The organism is Dictyobacter sp. Z7_2, from assembly GCF_057551105.1.
Map to the genome: position 1 here is coordinate 289,661 of NZ_BAAJPE010000001.1, position 17,773 is coordinate 307,433.

General features: G+C 55.9%; 4 protein-coding genes. All 4 read right to left on the bottom strand.

Features of this window, described 5'->3' with window-relative positions; all coding sequences use genetic code 11:
• Positions 1–35 precede the first annotated feature (35 nt).
• From AC27N8_RS01150 to AC27N8_RS01165, 4 genes are read right to left on the bottom strand one after another with little or no spacing between them, the layout of a single operon-like run.
• The gene (locus AC27N8_RS01150) at positions 36–6,554 is read right to left on the bottom strand and encodes an amino acid adenylation domain-containing protein (protein ID WP_487063094.1); all 6,519 of its coding nucleotides are present in this window, start codon (positions 6,552–6,554) and stop codon (positions 36–38) included.
• Between the two features lie 55 nt (positions 6,555–6,609).
• Positions 6,610–9,801, bottom strand: a complete 3,192-nt coding sequence (locus AC27N8_RS01155) for an amino acid adenylation domain-containing protein (protein ID WP_487063096.1) — start codon at positions 9,799–9,801, stop codon at positions 6,610–6,612.
• A 31-nt stretch (positions 9,802–9,832) separates the two neighbouring features.
• A complete protein-coding gene (locus AC27N8_RS01160; protein ID WP_487063098.1) occupies positions 9,833–16,318 on the bottom strand; it encodes an amino acid adenylation domain-containing protein in 6,486 nt (2,161 codons plus the stop codon).
• Entirely contained in the window at positions 16,315–17,763 is a 1,449-nt protein-coding gene (locus AC27N8_RS01165) for an MFS transporter (protein ID WP_487063100.1), read from the bottom strand. Before AC27N8_RS01165 ends, AC27N8_RS01160 begins: the two co-directional genes overlap by 4 nt.
• Positions 17,764–17,773: the final 10 nt, after the last annotated feature.

The following is a 17,773-nucleotide window of genomic DNA, read 5'->3' on the forward strand; positions in this document are numbered from 1 at the left end:
GTGTTTTTACTCCTTCTTTCTTGCTTTTTCGCACATTACACCTGCAAATTGTGTTCTTTCATAAATTGTTCGACTTCTTCCGGCGAGAGATTTTCGATGGCCTCGAGGATCTGTAGCATATCATCATCCTCGTGGTTGGCTCTGGCCTGCGCCTGTTCGATGTTGAGCGCCAGCGTAGCGATGGTTGGCGATTCAAACAGGAAGCGAATGGGGAGATCGATCTGAAAGGCTGCGCGTATGCGTGAAATGATCTGCATGGCGAGCAGAGAATGACCACCCAGGATAAAGAAGTTGTCATTGACGCCAACCTGCTCCACCTTCAATAGCTCCTCCCAGATTGCCGCCAGCTTGATCTCTACAGGCGTATGTGGTGCCACGTACGATGATGTCTGCCGGCGACTGCCGCGTGGTAGCTCCATCTGAGCGAGCTGACGGCGATCTACTTTGCCATGTGGGAGCAGGGGCAGCTTTGCGATAGAGACAAAGGTGTCCGGTAGCATGTATGCTGGGACGCGTGTTTGCAGGTATGTGGTTAGCTCCGCGCTGGTAGGCATGCTTGCCTCATTCGCCACGACATAGGCGACGAGATACGTCTCGCGTACGTTTTCTGTGCGTGCGAGCACGATGGCCTCTTTCACGGAAGGATGGTTGCGCAGAGCACTGGCAACTTCGCCGGGCTCGACGCGATAACCGCGTATTTTCACCTGATCATCTTTACGTCCCAGGAACTCGATCAGGCCATCCGGCGTGTAGCGCGCCAGATCACCCGTTTTGTAGAGACGTGCGCCAGGAAGCGCGCTAAAGGGATCGGGAAGATAACTTGCAGCTGTCAGGTCAGCCTTGTGCAGATAGCCCCGTGTGACACCAGCACCCCCGATATACAATTCGCCAGCGACCCCAATGGGAACCGGCTCCAGGTACGTATTAAGCAGGTATATCTGTATATTGGCAAGGGGACGCCCCAGCGGCACGTTTGTAGCATGCTCGACAGTGGGCTCCTCAGGCAGCCAGTATGTCAGCACGCCCACCGTCGTTTCAGTGGGGCCATAGTGGTTGAGAATAGCGCATGCTGGCGCCGCGTCACGCAGCGTCCGAGCCCACTGTGTCTGAATACTCTCGCCACCCAGGATCAACGTATGCAAGGAGCGCACCAGAGCTACCTGATGCTCTGCTGGCAGAGCCGCGAGATGGGAGGGCGTGATTTTCAGATAATCAATGCCTCTACGTTGCGCGAACTCGAGCATAGCCTGAGCATCCGTGACCTGCGTGCGTGGCAGCAGCGAGAGAATGCCTCCCGTACAGAGAGCAGTGAAGAGTGTCGTGAGCCCGAAATCGACGCTCAACGTATGTAAGAAGGCGAAGCGCGCGGTCGGAGTGGGCTGCAAGCGCTGTATCATAGCCTGGATATAATTGAGCAACTGGCTGTGCGCGACGATAACACCTTTGGGCTGACCCGTTGAGCCCGATGTGTAGAGCACATACGCCGCGTTTTGTGCATGCTGTTGGCGTTCGAGCGGCTGTGTAGAGAGCGTCGCCAGCGTCTCATAATCTTCGTCCAGGCACAGAAGCAGTGCTGCTGTAGAGGGAAGCTGCCGCACAAATTTGGCCAGCGTGATGATCACTACTATCTCCGCATCATCCACAATGGCATGTAAGCGTTGTTGTGGAGCGGTAGGATCGAGCGGAACATAAGCGCCTCCGGCTTTCAGAATGCCCAGCAGGCCGATAAGCATCTCCAGCGATGGTTCAACGCACAGACCAACGGTCACTTCTGACCTGACGCCCAGTTCCCTTAGGCGACGAGCGCACTGATTGGCACGCTGATCGAGAGCCTCATAGGTGATCTGTGCATCGTCAATGCACGCCGCCATGACATCGGGCGTGCGTGCGACGGAGGCCGCAAAGAGATCGCACGTCGTTTGTGACTGATCAAAGCCCGCACCAGTCATATTCCAGTCTGTTACAAGCTGATGCATCTCCTGCTCTGAGAGAAGAGGAGAGGCCGTATAGTCTGCGTCAGGGTTGGTGGCCAGCGCCGTCAGTGCATTCACATAATATGTAGCGATGGAGTGAATCTGCGCCTCTGTAATCTGTGAAGCATCATAGGTGAGATTCAGCCCGAGGCGCGCCGTAACGGTATCGAGGCTAAAGCCGGTGGAGAGGGTAAAATTGTTCTCTCCGATGTCGTTCTCGCCCAGGAAGTGCAGACTCTGCCAGGACTGGAGATTATGATAGACATGGAAATGCACAAAGTTGAAGAGGATTTCAAACAGTGCACCCCTATTCTGTTCTTGCTGGATGCGGGCCAGAGGATAGCGTCTGAATGGCAAGAGCGCTCGTTCGGATTCGAACGTCGCACGGATCAGCGCGGCCCAACTGCCGCCATTCAGATGGTGACGGTAGGGCAGGGTATTGAGGAAAAGGCCCAGAATCTGTTCGCCATCGGTCGTTTCAAGGCGACCATTTGCCACAAGGCCAGTCAGCACATCAGTCTGGCCGCCGAGCAAGCCTAGCACGCGCAGGTGGGCAGCGAGCAGAACACTTTTGAGCGGAACATCCAGCGTTTGTGCAACCTGTTTGAGCCTGTCGGAAAGCTCCTGTGTCAGCGGTACAGGGAGATCAAGGACCCTGTGTGGCGCCTGCGCTTCAGGCATCCAGCGTGGCAGGCGAATACTGCTGCTATCCACAAGCAACTCGGCCCAATAGGAGCGCGCCTCCTCGCTGGCCAGGATCTCCCGTTCGGCGGCCACGAAATCCGCGTAACGCGAACTGAGTGATTCCAATTCCGCTGGCGCCTCTGGAGCGAGTTGAGCCATGTAAGCCTGCAACAGTTCCGTGAAGAGCGAGGCCAGACTCCAGCCGTCAAGAATCGTGTGGTGCTTGGTAATTGTCAGGCGAAACAGGTCGTCGGCAAGGCGATGGATGTTGAGGCGTAGGAGTGGTGCCTGGGACCAATCAAATCTACGCGCTCTTTCCACCGTAGTCCAGTCATCCAGGGAGCGCTCCTGCTCTTGTGGGGAGAACTGGCGCAGATCCTCTAGCTGCACAGGGACTGTGGCATGTTGATGTACCAGTTGCAACGGCTCGCTGAAAGTGCTCAGATCGAAGGATGTGCGCAGCACAGGATGGCGCTGGACAAGCTGCGCTATAGCACGCTGAAGTGCCGGCAGATCGCAGGGCGCCTGGATCTGTGCATAGCTGATATCATGATAGATAGCTCGCTCTGGCGTGTATTCGCTATGGAAGAGCATGCCAGTCTGAAGCATCGTCAGGGGATAGGCATCTTCCATACCTTCAGGAATTTTTTGATAGTCATCATCACTGAGCAACTGGAAGACCTGCTTTGAGATGGAAGCCGGGCTCATCTGAGGCGTGCTGGACTGTATCTCCTGTGCGAGTTGAGCGATCGTCGTATTCCGGAAGATCTGTGTTAGCGATAGACTGATGCCTCTTTCTTCGGCCAGGGCCAGAATGCGAATACTGAGCATAGAATCGCCGCCCAGGTCGAAGAAGCCATCATTGATGCTCACTGGCTCGATATCCAGCACATCCTGCCATATCTCCACCAGGATGTTTTCCAGCTCGCTCTGTGGCGAGCTGACCTCGCGATCTGGCGCGGACGTTATAGCTTCGGACGCGGGCAATACTTGATAGTTGAGCTTGCCATTAGGTGTGAGTGGGAGCGTATCGAGAAACACAAATGCGGATGGGAGCATATGGTCGGGCAGCGTGATGTTCAAAAAGTCGCGCAGCTCTTTGCCATCAGGTGTAGGATGGTCGCAAACGAGATAGGCGACGAGCTGTTTATAGTGCGCGCTCTGCTCACGGGCAACCAGCACCGCACTCTGCACGGCGGGATGGTGCAGGAGAGCCTGCTCGATCTCACCCAACTCAATACGGATGCCTCGGATCTTGACCTGACGATCGCCACGTCCCAGGTATTCGATCTCCCCCGTGGGGGTATAGCGGGCCAGATCACCGGTTCTATAGAGGCGCTGGCCTGGCTCGCCGCTCAAAGGATCGGGCACGAAACGTTCGGCGGTCAGTGCCTCCTGATGCAGATAGCCCCGACTGAGACCCACTCCACCCAGATAGATCTCGCCAGTACTGCCCGGAGCAACGGGTCGCATCTCCTCATCGAGCAGGTAGAGCCTGGTATTCGCGATGGGACGACCGATGCTCACCCGTGGATCGGCTGGCTGACAGTGTGCCACGGTGACCCAGATGGTTGCTTCCGTGGGACCATAAGCGTTGAAGAAGCCGCGTCCCGGTGCCCAGGACTCAATGAGAGCGGGAGGACAGGCTTCCCCAGCGACGACCAGAGTATGCAGATGGGGGAGCGCATGTACGGGAACGCTGGCCAGCACGGACGGAGTCAGCGTGACAGCGGTAATGGCCTCTTCATCCAGCGCCTGTGCCAGCACGGAACCGGCCTGCATCTGGGTGGGATCGCTCAGGATCAGGGTGGAACCGGAAAGCAGGGCCATGACGACCTCGAAGAGTGAGGCATCGAAGCTGGGTGAAGCGCAGAGCAAGATACGCCCCTGTCGCCCGAGGTCAAGCAAGCGTTGTTGCTCCTGCCGCAGATTGGCGATGCCCTGCTGGGAGACCAGGACCCCTTTGGGGGTTCCCGTCGAGCCCGAGGTGTAGATGAGATAGGCTCCCTGTTCGGGCGAGAGAAAGGACGCGTCCGGCGCGTCCTTGGGCTGCGAGGAGAGCTCAAGCGTGTTCAGCACCAGTAGTGGTGGATGTGTGGCGGGCAAATCGAGCTCAGGGAGAGCAGGATGCGCCAGCAGGAGTGTGGGCTGCGCATCTTCAAGCAGGAAAGAGAGGCGAGCGGCTGGATAAGCGGGATCCAAAGGAAGATAGACGCCGCCGGCTTTGAGGATGGCAAGCAGGGAGAGCAGCAAGGAGAGGGAGCGTGGTGCCAGGACGCCAACGACAATCTCAGGGCCGACGCCGTGAGCGCGTAAGAGATGGGCGAGCTGATTGGCGCGGGTATCGAGTTGTTGATAGGTGAGCTGGAGCTCGGGGGTCACCAGGGCAAGGGCATCGGGCGTACGGATCACCTGTTCCGCAAACAACTGCTGGAAGCTGGTGGGTTGAAGATGATCGCGCCGTGTTGCGCTCCACTCGTTGAGTATCTGATGCCGTTCGCTCGCAGTGAGTAGCGAGAAGGCGGAAAGGTGCTGGTCTGGATGACGCACGATATCATTGCAGATCGCTTCGAGCTGGCGTAACATGCGCTGAATGGTCGCAGGAGCAAAGAGATCTGTCCGATATTCAATCGTTGTTTGCAAACCCGCAGGTGTGTGCGTCATTGCCAGGTGGATATCACACTTGGCGGTGCCATTATCCAGCGCCTCAAAGTGTAGCAGCCTCTCATCGGCCTGCGTGTCCAGATCTGTGGTATTTTGGAGCACAAAGACGACCTGAGTGAATGGCGTCTGGCTTAAGCCTCGCTCGGGCAGCAAATGCTCAACCAGCTTCTCGAAGGGGAGAGCCTGATGCGCATGAGCGTGCAAATATGTTTCCTGCACGCGATGCAGCAGTTGCCGAAAGGAGGGATCTCCTTTGAGGTCTGCTCTGAGAACCAGGGTGTTGATAAAGAAACCAATGAGCTGCTCAACTTCGGTCTGTGGGCGCGTGGTAACTGGAGTACTGATAAGCATATCTTGCTGATGTGTATATTGATAAAGGAGTATTTCAAAAGCTGTAAAGAGCGTCATAAAGAGCGTGACGCCTTCGCGGCGACTAAGCCCTTTCAGGGCTTCCTGTAGTGCAAAGGGGAGGTAGACCGTCTCGGTCGCGCCTCTGGTAATCCCTTTATGCTCCGGCGGGGAGGGATAATCGGTTGGCAACTCCAGTTCCAGTGGAGCACCTGCGAGCTGCTGCTCCCAGTAGGCCAGATGGTGTGCCAGGGCAATATTGTCCAGTTGATCTTTTTGCCAGACGGCGAAATCGGCATATTGGATCACCAATGGCTGAAGTGACGAGGGCCTGTTTTGCGTGAGGGATGTGTAAAGCGCCGTCAATTCTTCTTCGAAAATGTGCATAGACCAGCCATCAAAGATGATGTGGTGGACGACAAAGAGCAGGCGATATTCTTGCTCCTCCATGCGCATCAGGCGTAGGCGAAAAAGCGGCTCCTGCGTGAGATCAAACGGACGCTGGATAGCCTCTATCTCTACCTGCTTGATCTGCTCTGCCTTCTCGCTCTGCGCGAAGGCCCGCAGGTCGATGACGTTGAGCGTGATGGGCAAGGCTGGTGCGATGATCTGCATCAGTTGTCCATCAACAAAGGAGAAGCTGGTGCGCAGAGTCTCGTGCCGCTGCACGATCTCGTTGATGCTCTGTTGTAAAATCTCTACATTGAGAAGACCATTGATAGAAGCACAATTAGGGATATTATAAGAATAATCTGTCATATTGAGATGTTGCATGAACCAGAGTCGATGCTGGCCGAAGGAAGCGGGAAGCGCGATGCTATCTTCTTCCGACGCAAAGTTGGGCATTGCCTGCGGCGACTCGTTCTGAAAAGAATGCTGTGTCATTATATAGTCCTTATTTTTCTCTACATGATGTAAGATTTTCTGCTCAAGATAACTGTCATACCTGTTTTCTCTGCCGTGAGGTACGCTTCACGTACTGTGCCGCGCCGCGTTGTAGCGGCTTAATAGCGCCGCCAGCGGGCTGGAGGCCATTGGTCTCAGCCTTGGCAATCTCCCTGGCAAGCTGATGGATGGTTGGCAGCTCAAAAAGGCGCTGCAAGGGGAGATCGATGTGGAATATATCGTGCATGCGGGCTAAGATCTGCGTTGCCAGGAGCGAATGGCCTCCGATTTCAAAGAAATTATCATGAATGCCGATTGTGCCCATTTTCAGGAAATGGCTCCAGATACGTGCGATCTCTTTCTCTATTGGGGTCTGTGGATCTACAAGTTTGCCGCTCTGAAAGACTTCCACATTCTCTATGGACGGCAGGGCCGCCAGATCCAGCTTGCCGTTAGGCGTCAGCGGCAACGATGTAAGAAGTATTACGTGCGCTGGAATCATCGATTGCGGCAGGCGCTGCCTCAGGAATGCCTGTATATCACCCGTAAAAGTACGTATAAAATCTTTTTGCAAAGGATTATTCGCGTAGCGTGACCATACATGCCGATCAATCTTCTCCACAGATGTGCCTGTTGCCTGCTGTATGCCTTGCGTTGCGTCGTGTGCAGTCTCCTGATTTGCGGTCATGGTGACATCAAAGTAGCCCGGCGAGACTGGTGACCAGCTTACCTGCGCTGTATAGGCGAGCTCTTTGCACAGGCGCCACACCTGGGCTGGATAGAGAGCTGGAGGAACTGGCTGCGCACGCAAAGTGTTGCGTAACTCACCCACCGTTGTATGTTTGCCCGGGCGAGCCAGCAACTCCTGTACAGTGAGATCTTCCACAAGGCAAGCATTCGTAATGCTTTTAAGGTGCAGGGCGGTAGGTACTTCTTCTGTCAGCATCTGATGCAACTGCTGCTGCGTGAGTGGCTGTTGTTGCCAGTCTCTAATGGGAATAGGTCTGTCGATCTGATTGGTCGGAGTATCCAGGTGCAATACAACATCATACCGGAAAACGGAAAGCTCGTTTTCATAGCGATCGACCTTCATCATCACCTGTACGTCGTAGATGCGTGGGATGCATTTGGCCAGAGCGAAGAAAAACGCTGGGTCAACGGTAAGCTCTTCCTCATTGTAAACGGCGGTCTGTATGCGTTTGCGAAGCTGATCCAGTGAAAGCCCGTCGGGAGCGCGGCGCAACTGGATAGATGTGTGCAGCGTGTTCAGTAGCGGAAAGCTGCGTATGTCGCCCAGAAAAATGCTCCCGCCAGGAGCGACAACATTTACAGCCTGCTCTACTACCTGGATCAGGTAGTGGATATCTGGAAAATTCTGCACCACTGAGTTAATGATCACCGTATCAAACGCTCCGGCCGCGACGCCGTCCAGATTATCGGCAGCCCTCTGGAGCAGCGTGACCTTGTCGACGAGGCCACTGAGCTCCACGCGTTGTTGTAGATTATTGATACAACTGCGCGAAAAGTCGAGGCCCTGATAGTGCTCACATTGTGGTGCCAGACGCAAGAGGAACTGTCCTGCTCCGCAGCCAATCTCTACGATGCGCTGCGGCCGAAGTGCCAGAATGCGTTCAACCGTGCGATCGATCCAATCAAGCATCTCCTCCTGCGGGATTTGTTGGCCCGTATAGCTACTCTGCCAGCCAGTCATGGTAGCGAGCGGATTGGTGGCATCGGCAGGGAGCTGATCATAGAGGTCATCAAAGACCGTTTGCCATTTGGAGATCTGCTGTGCATAGGTTGTCGCGCGATACTCCTGCTCTAACAGATCCATCTGCCGCGCGTTCGTGGTGATATACGCAACGAGCGTTTTCTCTTGCTGAGCATCATCTCTGGCGAGTACCAGTACATCCTGCACGGCGGGATGGTTCAGGAGAGCCTGCTCGATCTCGCCCAACTCAATACGGATGCCTCGGATCTTGACCTGACGATCGCCACGTCCCAGATACTCAATCTCTCCCGTGAGGGTATAGCGGGCCAGATCGCCGGTTCTGTAGAGGCGCTGGCCCACCTCGCCGCTCAAGGGATCGGGCACGAAACGTTCAGCGGTCAGCGCTTCCTGATGCAGATAGCCCCGACTGAGACCCACTCCACCCAGATAGATCTCGCCAGTACTGCCCGGAGCAACGGGCCGCATCTCCTCATCGAGCAGGTAGAGCCTGGTATTCGCGATGGGACGACCGATGCTCACCCGTGGATCGGCTGGCTGACAGTGTGCCACGGTGACCCAGATGGTTGCTTCCGTGGGACCATAAGCGTTGAAGAAGCCGCGTCCCGGTGCCCAGGACTCAATGAGAGCGGGAGGACAGGCTTCCCCGGCGACGACCAGGGTGTGCAGATGGGGGAGCGCATACGCCGGGACACTGGCCAGGACGGACGGAGTCAGCGTGACAGCGGTAATGGCCTCTTCATCCAGCGCCTGTGCCAGCACGGAACCGGCCTGCATCTGGGTGGGATCGCTCAGGATCAGGGTGGAACCGGAGAGCAAGGCCATGACGACCTCGAAGAACGAGGCATCAAAGCTGGGCGAAGCGCAGAGCAAGATACGCCCCTGTCGCCTGAGGTCAAGCAAGCGTTGTTGCTCCTGCCGCAGATTGGCGATGCCCCGCTGGGAGACCAGGACCCCTTTGGGGGTTCCCGTCGAGCCCGAGGTGTAGATGAGATAGGCTCCCTGTTCGGGCGAGAGAAAGGACGCGTCCGGCGCGTCCTTGGGCTGCGAGGAGAGCTCAAGCGTATTCAGCACCAGTAGTGGTGGATGTGTGGCGGGCAAATCGAGCTCAGGGAGAGCAGGATGCGCCAGCAGGAGTGTGGGCTGCGCATCTTCAAGCAGGAAAGAGAGGCGAGCGGCTGGATAAGCGGGATCCAGAGGAAGATAGACGCCGCCGGCTTTGAGGATGGCAAGCAGGGAGAGCAGCAAGGAGAGGGAGCGTGGTGCCAGGACGCCAACGACGATCTCAGGACCGACGCCGTGAGCGCGTAAGAGATGGGCGAGCTGATTGGCGCGGGTATCGAGTTGTTGATAGGTGAGCTGGAGCTCGGGGGTCACCAGGGCAAGAGCATCGGGCGTACGGATCACCTGTTCCGCAAACAACTGCTGGAAGCTGGCAGGTTGCATAGCATAAGCATATATCGGCTCTGTTGTCAGATAAGTATTAGCAGGCATAGATAAAGAATTCTGGCTATACATAGGTCTCCTTTATTATCCGAATACAGCGAAGCTAATTTTGTTCCAGTTCACGTAACATACGTTCAAAATCCTGACCCTCAAGAGCGACCAGTTGTGCTTCGAGAAGCGCGACGGCCTGAGCCGCGACCGTCGCGTGTTCAAAAAGTTTGCGCAAAGATAGATTGATGCCTATATGCTCCTTGATGCGTGTCTGGAGCTGAACTACTAAGAGCGAATGTCCGCCCAGCGCGAAGAAATTCGCGTTTGTGCTGATTGGATGTTTGCCAAGAAGCTCCTGCCAGAGCAACAGCAGTTTTTCTTCCAGCGGCGTCGTTGCCTGAACAAAATGTTCTCCAGTATCCTGTTGCTCCGGTGTGGGTGCTGGCAAGGCCGTGCGATCCACTTTGCCACCAGGCGTCTTGGGCAGCGCCTCCAGCCAGATGAATTGTCCCGGCAGCATATAAGAAGGAAGCCTCTTTACCAGCGTCGCGCGCAATTGCACGCTATTTTTTGTGCCTTCCGCTTCAGCAACAACGTATGCGACCAACTGCTCCACGCCCATAACAAATCTTTTTTGTACAACTGCTTCCCGCACAAGAGAGCTGCTTAAAAGCGCTTGCTCAATCTCAGCAGTTTCGATACGATAACCGCGTATTTTGACCTGAAAATCTTTGCGACCTATGAATAGCAGACGCCCTCCGGGCAGGACGCGCACAAGGTCGCCGCTGTGATAGGTCCGATCGAGGCCCTGTGGATCAGTGACTAAAGAGGTCTGGTCGCCAGCGTGCCAGTAGCCGGGTGAGATATAGGGGCTGCTGATGATTAGCTCACCCTCCTCATAAGTGTATGCGCTGCGTCCCATCTCCGTTTGTACCGTAACCCGTGTCTCGGCGACTGGTTGACCAATGCTGACGTGCTCATTCTGCCATTGCCGATCATACATGGCATAGGTGCTAAGCGATGACTCACTCTGACCGTAGAGATTCATCAGGGGAAGCTGGCCGTTGCTGGATTGTTGATGAGCCTGTATGTCGTGTGCTCTGACCTCTTCACCACCCAGCACGATCTGGCGCAGAGCCGTGGCTGTCGCAGCCTGCGATGATGGGCTGCTTTGCAGGAGCGTGCAATAGACCGCCGGGATCGAGTGCCAGATCGTAATCTGTCGCTCTTGCAGCCATGTCCAGAGATCCGCGAAAGTTTCCTGTTCCAACAGGCGCAGTGGGTAGAGCGTGCAGCCGTTGAGCAACGCGCCAAAGATATCCATGATAGCGCCATCGAAGGCGTAAGAAGATATGAGCGTGAGCCGGTCCCTGGGTTGCAAGCGTAACGCCTGTGCATAGCTGGCGATAAAATGCAGCACGTTACGTTGCGTTTGCAAAACGCCTTTGGGAGTGCCCGTAGAGCCAGATGTATACAGAATATAGGCGAGCCCTTCCGGTTTCTCCTGATGAGTATTCGGAGCAATGGCTGTATCCGCCAGCAGTTGTACATTCAGGCAGGGCAATGTGTCCTGTGCGCACAATTGCCGTGCTTTCTCTTCAACGAGGGTATGGGTGAGCATGAGCACGGGCTGGCTATCGTGTAGCGTGGCACTCAGGCGTGCAAGTGGATAATCAGGGTCCAGCGCGATAAAAGCGCCGCCTGTCTGCAAGACGCTGAGCAGGGCTGCGATCATCTCTACGCCAGACGTAAAGAGCAGAGCCACGCGTGGCGGAGCTTGATGATGAGAGATGTGTTGCTGAATTGCCTGCGCGATGTGTTGCACTTGAGCCAAAAGTTGCGCGTACGTCACACTGTCTTGCGCAGTCACCACGGCGTAGGCGTCGGGACGCGCCATGGCCTGTCGCTGGAAGTGCGCAAAGATAGTGCCGTCGAGGAGTTGTTTGTACTCACGCTCCATCTCTACCTGCTCACGATGAATGGGCAGGGGGGGCGCCGGGAACATTGCAAGCTCTTGCAGGAGTATCTGCTGATCCTGCGCCACATCTATCAGCGCCTGACGGTAGGCTTCCATGAGATAGACAATAGTATCGTCGCGGAACAGGCCATGGCGATAGTGGCATGTGATATCCAGCCCGTTGCTATATTCATTGATGTGGAAGTTGAAGTCATTCTTCACTTCTAGCTGTAATGCGTGCAGGCCGATCTCTTCCTGCTCAATCTCCGCGATCCGCTCTCTGGGAAAGTTAAGCATATTCAGTAGAACAGGGGTCAGTGGAAATCGTCCAATCTGACGTGTGACCTCGATCTGTTCCAGCAGCTTCTCGAACGGGTACACCTGATGCTCCATTACCTCCAGAGTGCTGGCGCGCACGCGTTGGAGCAGCGTCGCGAACGTATCGTGTGGGTGAAGTTGGTTCCGCAACAGGACCGTGTTCAGGAAGAGGCCCACGAGGGAGCGCGTCGCAGTGTGTCCGCGTCCAGACAATGGGGCCGCAATCAAGATATCGTTCTGGCCCGTCAGGCGTGCCAGCCAGATCGTCAACACCGCCGTGCAGATCATGAACAACGATACCTGTTGCTGTGCCACCATCTGCTTGATCTGCGCGTACTCCGCGCCTGTCAGAATGAAGCGATAGCCAGAGCCCAGGCGGCTCTCCGGCTCCTCCCGTACATAGTCCGTGTAGAGGGCAAGCTCTGGTAAGGGTTGTTGCAGATATTGCTGCCAGAAATGTTGATGCTTCTGCATGCCGGGCGTCGTCAGCAGATTATTTTGCCAGGCTGCATAGTCGCGATATTGCAATGGGAGCTCCGGTAACTCTGGCTCTTTTCCTTGCAATGAGTCCTGATAACACATGAGCAGTTCGTGCTGTAACACTTCCAGCGACCAGCCATCGCAGATGATATGGTGTAGGATAAGATGGAGTTCACCTTCTTCATCTCCCGTACGCAGGAAGACCGCACGCAGCAGAGGCGCATGCAGTAAGTCAAAGCGCGATTGCAGGGCCGTATGGCGTAGCTTCTCAAGCTGGTCGCGTCGTTTTTCTGGCGTATATGAACGCAAGTCAACGTGGCTCAGGATATGCTCGGGAACGGGCTCAATGATCTGTACTGGAGTTTTCTCGACCAGACGGAACGAGGTGCGTAAGCTTTCATGGCGAGCGATTATTTGTAAGAGCGCTTGTTCCAGCTTTTCGTAGACGATGGGTCCAGTGAACGGGATACAATGCAGGATCACGTAGGCGGAACTTTCTGGATCGATCTGCTGTAGTAGCCAGAAGCGCAGTTGCGCGGGTGAAAGTGCGTATGCCTGCTGCTCTGGGAGGCGTGTGATCTCTTGCATAGTTCCCTGCTCAGCCTGCTCTAATGGCTGCTGCAACAGTCGGATAGTCGGATAGGCAAAGAGCTGACGCAGAGGAAGCTGAATGCCCAGGAGTTCGTGAATGCGTACGGCGACCTGGATCGCCTTCAGCGAATGGCCGCCGAGGAGGAAGAAGTTATCATCAATCCCAACGCGCTCAATTCCCAGCGCCTCGGACCAGATGTGAGCCAGTTGCTCCTCTCGCATTGTGCGTGGAGCGGTGTAGCTGGCTTCTTCAGCTAGCGCGGGACGCGTCAGTGCATGCAGGCCACGTCGATCCAGCTTGCCGTTAGGCGTCACAGGAAAGCGCTCCAGCACGACAAATTGAGCTGGCAGCATATACGGTGGTAGATACACCTGCAAGTGCGCATACAGCTCTGCGGATGTGACCGCCTGCATCTGGGGGATCACATAGGCTGTCAATTGTTGCGCACCATCCGCATCATCTTCTATCTCCACTACTGCATCTTTAACACTCGCGTGGCGTTTTAAGACGGCCTCGATCTCCTTCAATTCTATGCGATAGCCGCGCAGCTTGACCTGCTCGTCTTTGCGCCCGAGATATTCCAGGGTCCCGTCGGCCAGATAGCGCACGCGATCACCTGTGCGATAGAGGCGCTGCCCGGATGTCTTGCCAAAGGGATTGGGCACGAAACGCTCGGCGGTCAGATCCGGACGCTGAAGATAGCCCCGAGCCACGCCTGCCCCTCCGATATAGAGCTCGCCCGGCACGCCCGCTGGCACGGGCTCTCCACGCTCATCGAGCACGTAGACGCTGGTATTGGCGATCGGACGCCCAATAGAGATCACGGCCTCGTCCCGCGTAATCTGGCTGCACGTAGACCAGATCGTAGTCTCGGTTGGACCAAACATATTGTAGAGAGCAGATCCCCTGTCCAGCAATCGTGGCGCCAGTTCCGGTGGCAGAGCTTCCCCGCCGCAGAGCATTTTAATCTGCGATGTACCCTGCCACCCGGCCTCCAGCAGGATACGCCAGGTGATAGGTGTGGCCTGCATTAGTGTAGCCTGCGTTTCATGGAGCATAGTGATCAGGGCGCTACCGCTAGTCGCCGTGTCGCGGTTGACGATAACCACGCGTGCGCCCGTGATGAGTGGCAGAAAGAGTTCCAGGCCCGCGATATCAAAAGCCAGCGTCGTGACCGCGAGGAGAATATCCTCTGTTGTCATACCCGGTGTCTGGCGCATAGATTGCAGGAAGTTGACAACAGCCCTGTGTGGAATCTGAACGCCTTTGGGGCGCCCGGTTGAACCTGATGTATAGATGACATAGGCGCAATTTTCCGTGCTCATGCTCACCTGCGGATCATCTGTAGGTTGTGCCATAATGCTGGCTACATCGCTATCCAGACAGAGCAGACTTGCCTCTGAAGCTTCTAGATAAGGGAGCAGATCCTGTTGCGTGACGAGGATTTTTATGTTCGCATCGGCCAGCACGAAGGCCAGCCGCTCGCGGGGATAGGTGCTATCGAGAGGGACATACGCTCCTCCCGCTTTCAAAATACCCAGCAGACCCACAAGCATATCCACGTTGCGCTCCAGGCATAGTCCGACCAGCGTGTCGGACCCAACGCCACGCGTTCTCAGGAGATGTGCAAGCTGATTGGCGCGCCTATTGAGGCACATGTAGGTGAGATGTCCGTCGCTGTCTAACGCCGCAATAGTATCAGGCGTGCTCCTGACCTGTGCCTCGAACAGCGCATGGATAGTGGTTGCGGGTATAGGAATGATCGCGTTCACGCTCCATTGTTCCAGCAGTTGCATGCGTGCTGAATCTGTCAAAAGCGAGAGCTCAGAGATCCGTTTTTGGGGATGAGCGGCGATGCTTTCCAATAGAGCCTGGAACTGTGTGAGCATCCGCTGGATCGTGGCAGCCGCGAACGTGTTAGTATTATATCCAATGGTGGCCTTCAAAACCCCGTTGGCTTCTTCCAGTGCCCAGGTAAGATCAAATTTCTCCATCCCGTTGGCGAATTCCAGTGGCTCCAGTGTAGCATCCGCCAATTGGCCGGGCAGCGACGTGCCCTGTTCAAAGGAGAAGAGGAACTGGAAAAAAGGCGTCTGATCCAGGCGACGTTTGGGCTGAAGCTCCTCAACCAGCTTCTCAAATGGCAGATCCTGATGCGCATATGCCTCCAGGCAAACGGTGCGCACGCGGCCGAGCAACTCATAGAAGTCCGGATCGCCCGCAAGATCCGTGCGCAGGACCAGCGTGTTGAGGAAGAGGCCAATCAGATTTTGCAGCTTCTCATGTGCACGATTGACAATTGGCGTTCCCACAACGATATCTGTCTGCCCGCTATAGCGTGCGAGAAGAACCTGGAATGCGGCCAGCAACACCATAAAAAGTGTTGTGTTCTCTTGCTGACCCAGTTCTTTGAGCCGCGTAGCCAGTATGGCAGAGAAGGTCATGTGGACCCTGCCTGTGGGCCTGAGAGCAGACGATGTGGGCTGCAATGTCGGAAGCTCTAACTCAGGGATATCGCCGCTCAACTTTTGCCGCCAGTAGGCAAGCTGGGTCGTCAGGCGCTCGCCTTGCAGGCGCTGGCGTTGCCAGTGCGCGAAGTCCACATACTGCACAGGCAGAGGCGCAAGATCGACGGCGGTCTCACGCGCAAAAGCCGTGTAGAGTGTCCTCAGTTCGCGAAACAAAACAGCTCCGGATGATCCATCGCAAATGATATGATGCATCGTGAGGGTGAATATCCACTCTTCATCCCCTACACGCAGGATGGCCGCTCTGAGTAGAGGGCCACGCTCCAGATCAAAGGGCTGGCGTATGTTCCCGCTGATATGCTCTCGTATCAATCGGTCGCGCTCCTCGACATCGGCAGCGCGCAGATCCCTCACAGGGATCTCTAGATCCAGGGCAGGGACGATGCGCTGCATCGGTTGATTGTCCACCATCGTGAAGGTCGTACGCAAAATCTCATGGCGGTGAATGATCGCATTCAATCCCTGTTCCAGAGCGGCAGGTTGGAAAGGTCCCATCATCCTGAACGTGAGCGGGACAATATACGCCGTGTCATGAGGCGCGAATTGATGCAGGAACCAGAGCCTCTCCTGCGCGAAGGAGAGTGGATAAGCTCGCCCATCTTCGCGCGTGAGGATACTGATATCCTCATCGGAAGCCGGTTGGGCCGTACGTGCCTGTCGTAGGCGTTCCATCAAAAGCGAGCGCTGCTGGGGTGAAAGATGAGAAAGAGAAGAGTGGGTCATAACTGTTCCTCTTGCAGCTCGCTGTGCGCAGCCGTATCCTGGGGAACCTCTGCGGGAGTGCTCAATTGCACACGGCTCTCTGTTGTAGTCGTGGATGGGGATGTTTGTTGTTCTGTTTCCTGAGCGGGAATGGTGCCCAGCCTGATCATCGCGTAAACGCCGCCAGCGATGGTCAGCAGACCAGACACAGTCAGGATTGCGTCGATCGTGTTCGAGCCGCGACCGAAGAGCGCGATCTGGACGCTGCTCGCCAGATAGCCCGCGATAAGCGTTGAGAGCATCCACGCCAGTTGTACCAGCGCGCTAAAGGCAGAGTTCACGCGCCCGATCATGGTTTGCGGTGTGACCTGCAAGACCAGGGGCGAAGAGACGACCGTGAAGATGGTCGTGTTCAATCCGAGCAAGAAAAATACCACAAGTGCAGGTAGGAAGAGAGTCAGGCGCGCGAAGAGCACTGAAAGCACGCCATAAAGCATCAACGCCCCCCAGAGCGTTCGGGTGATGCCGATATATTTGCTCAGCGGCGTGGCGAGCATAGCCCCTAAGACCGCTCCCGCCGCGAAAACGGAGCTGAGCAATCCATAGAGGTCCGCGTTGGCGTGCAGGTTTTGGATCAGGAAGAAGACAACCAGCGTGTCCTGCGAGCCGCTACCGAGCATAGCCAGGAAGAAGGCGATGGTGATCGTGAGCAAGACGCGATTCTGTACCAGGAAGTTGATGCCCACACGGAACTCCTGCCGCAGAGAGCTCTGTTGTTGCTTTCGCTCCGCACGTTGAGCAGGCGCATCGATATCGCGATGCACCGCCAGGATGGTAAAAAATGAGACGACGAAGGAGAGCGCATTAATGATCAGCGCTGCCTGGATGCCTGCTGTCGCGATGAGCAACGCACCGATGCCCGGGCCTGCGATGAAGGCCAGATAGCGCGTACTTTCGGTGCGGCTAAAAGCGCGCGTACGGTCCACCTTCTCCACTACAACGCCGGTCAGGGCAAAGCGCGCGGGATTAAAAAACTGGGCGCAGATGCTGGCAAGTAATACGACGACATAGACGCTGATCAGATTAATCGTGAGCGCGAGTGCCTGATTGTGCGCGAGAAACATCGTGGTCGCTTCTATAATAAGCAAAAGCAGGATGAGCAGAACACTTCGGATGGCATCCATGATGAGCATCGTGCGCCGTTTATCCCAGCGATCAACGAAGACGCCTGCGATGGGGCGCACCAGCACGGCGGGCGCTGTAGAGGTCAGGACGATGCCGCCCACGGCCAGGGGAGCCCAGGATTGGTTATGTCCGAGCGTAGAAGCGATCCAGATAGTAAGCATGGTCGTAAAAATGTAATCACCAAACTGAGAGACCACCTGTCCCAACCAGATGAGACCGAAGTTGCGATTGATGAACACCTTCGTCTGATGCAGGCGAAGAGAACGTGCACGTATTGACAATTCATACTCC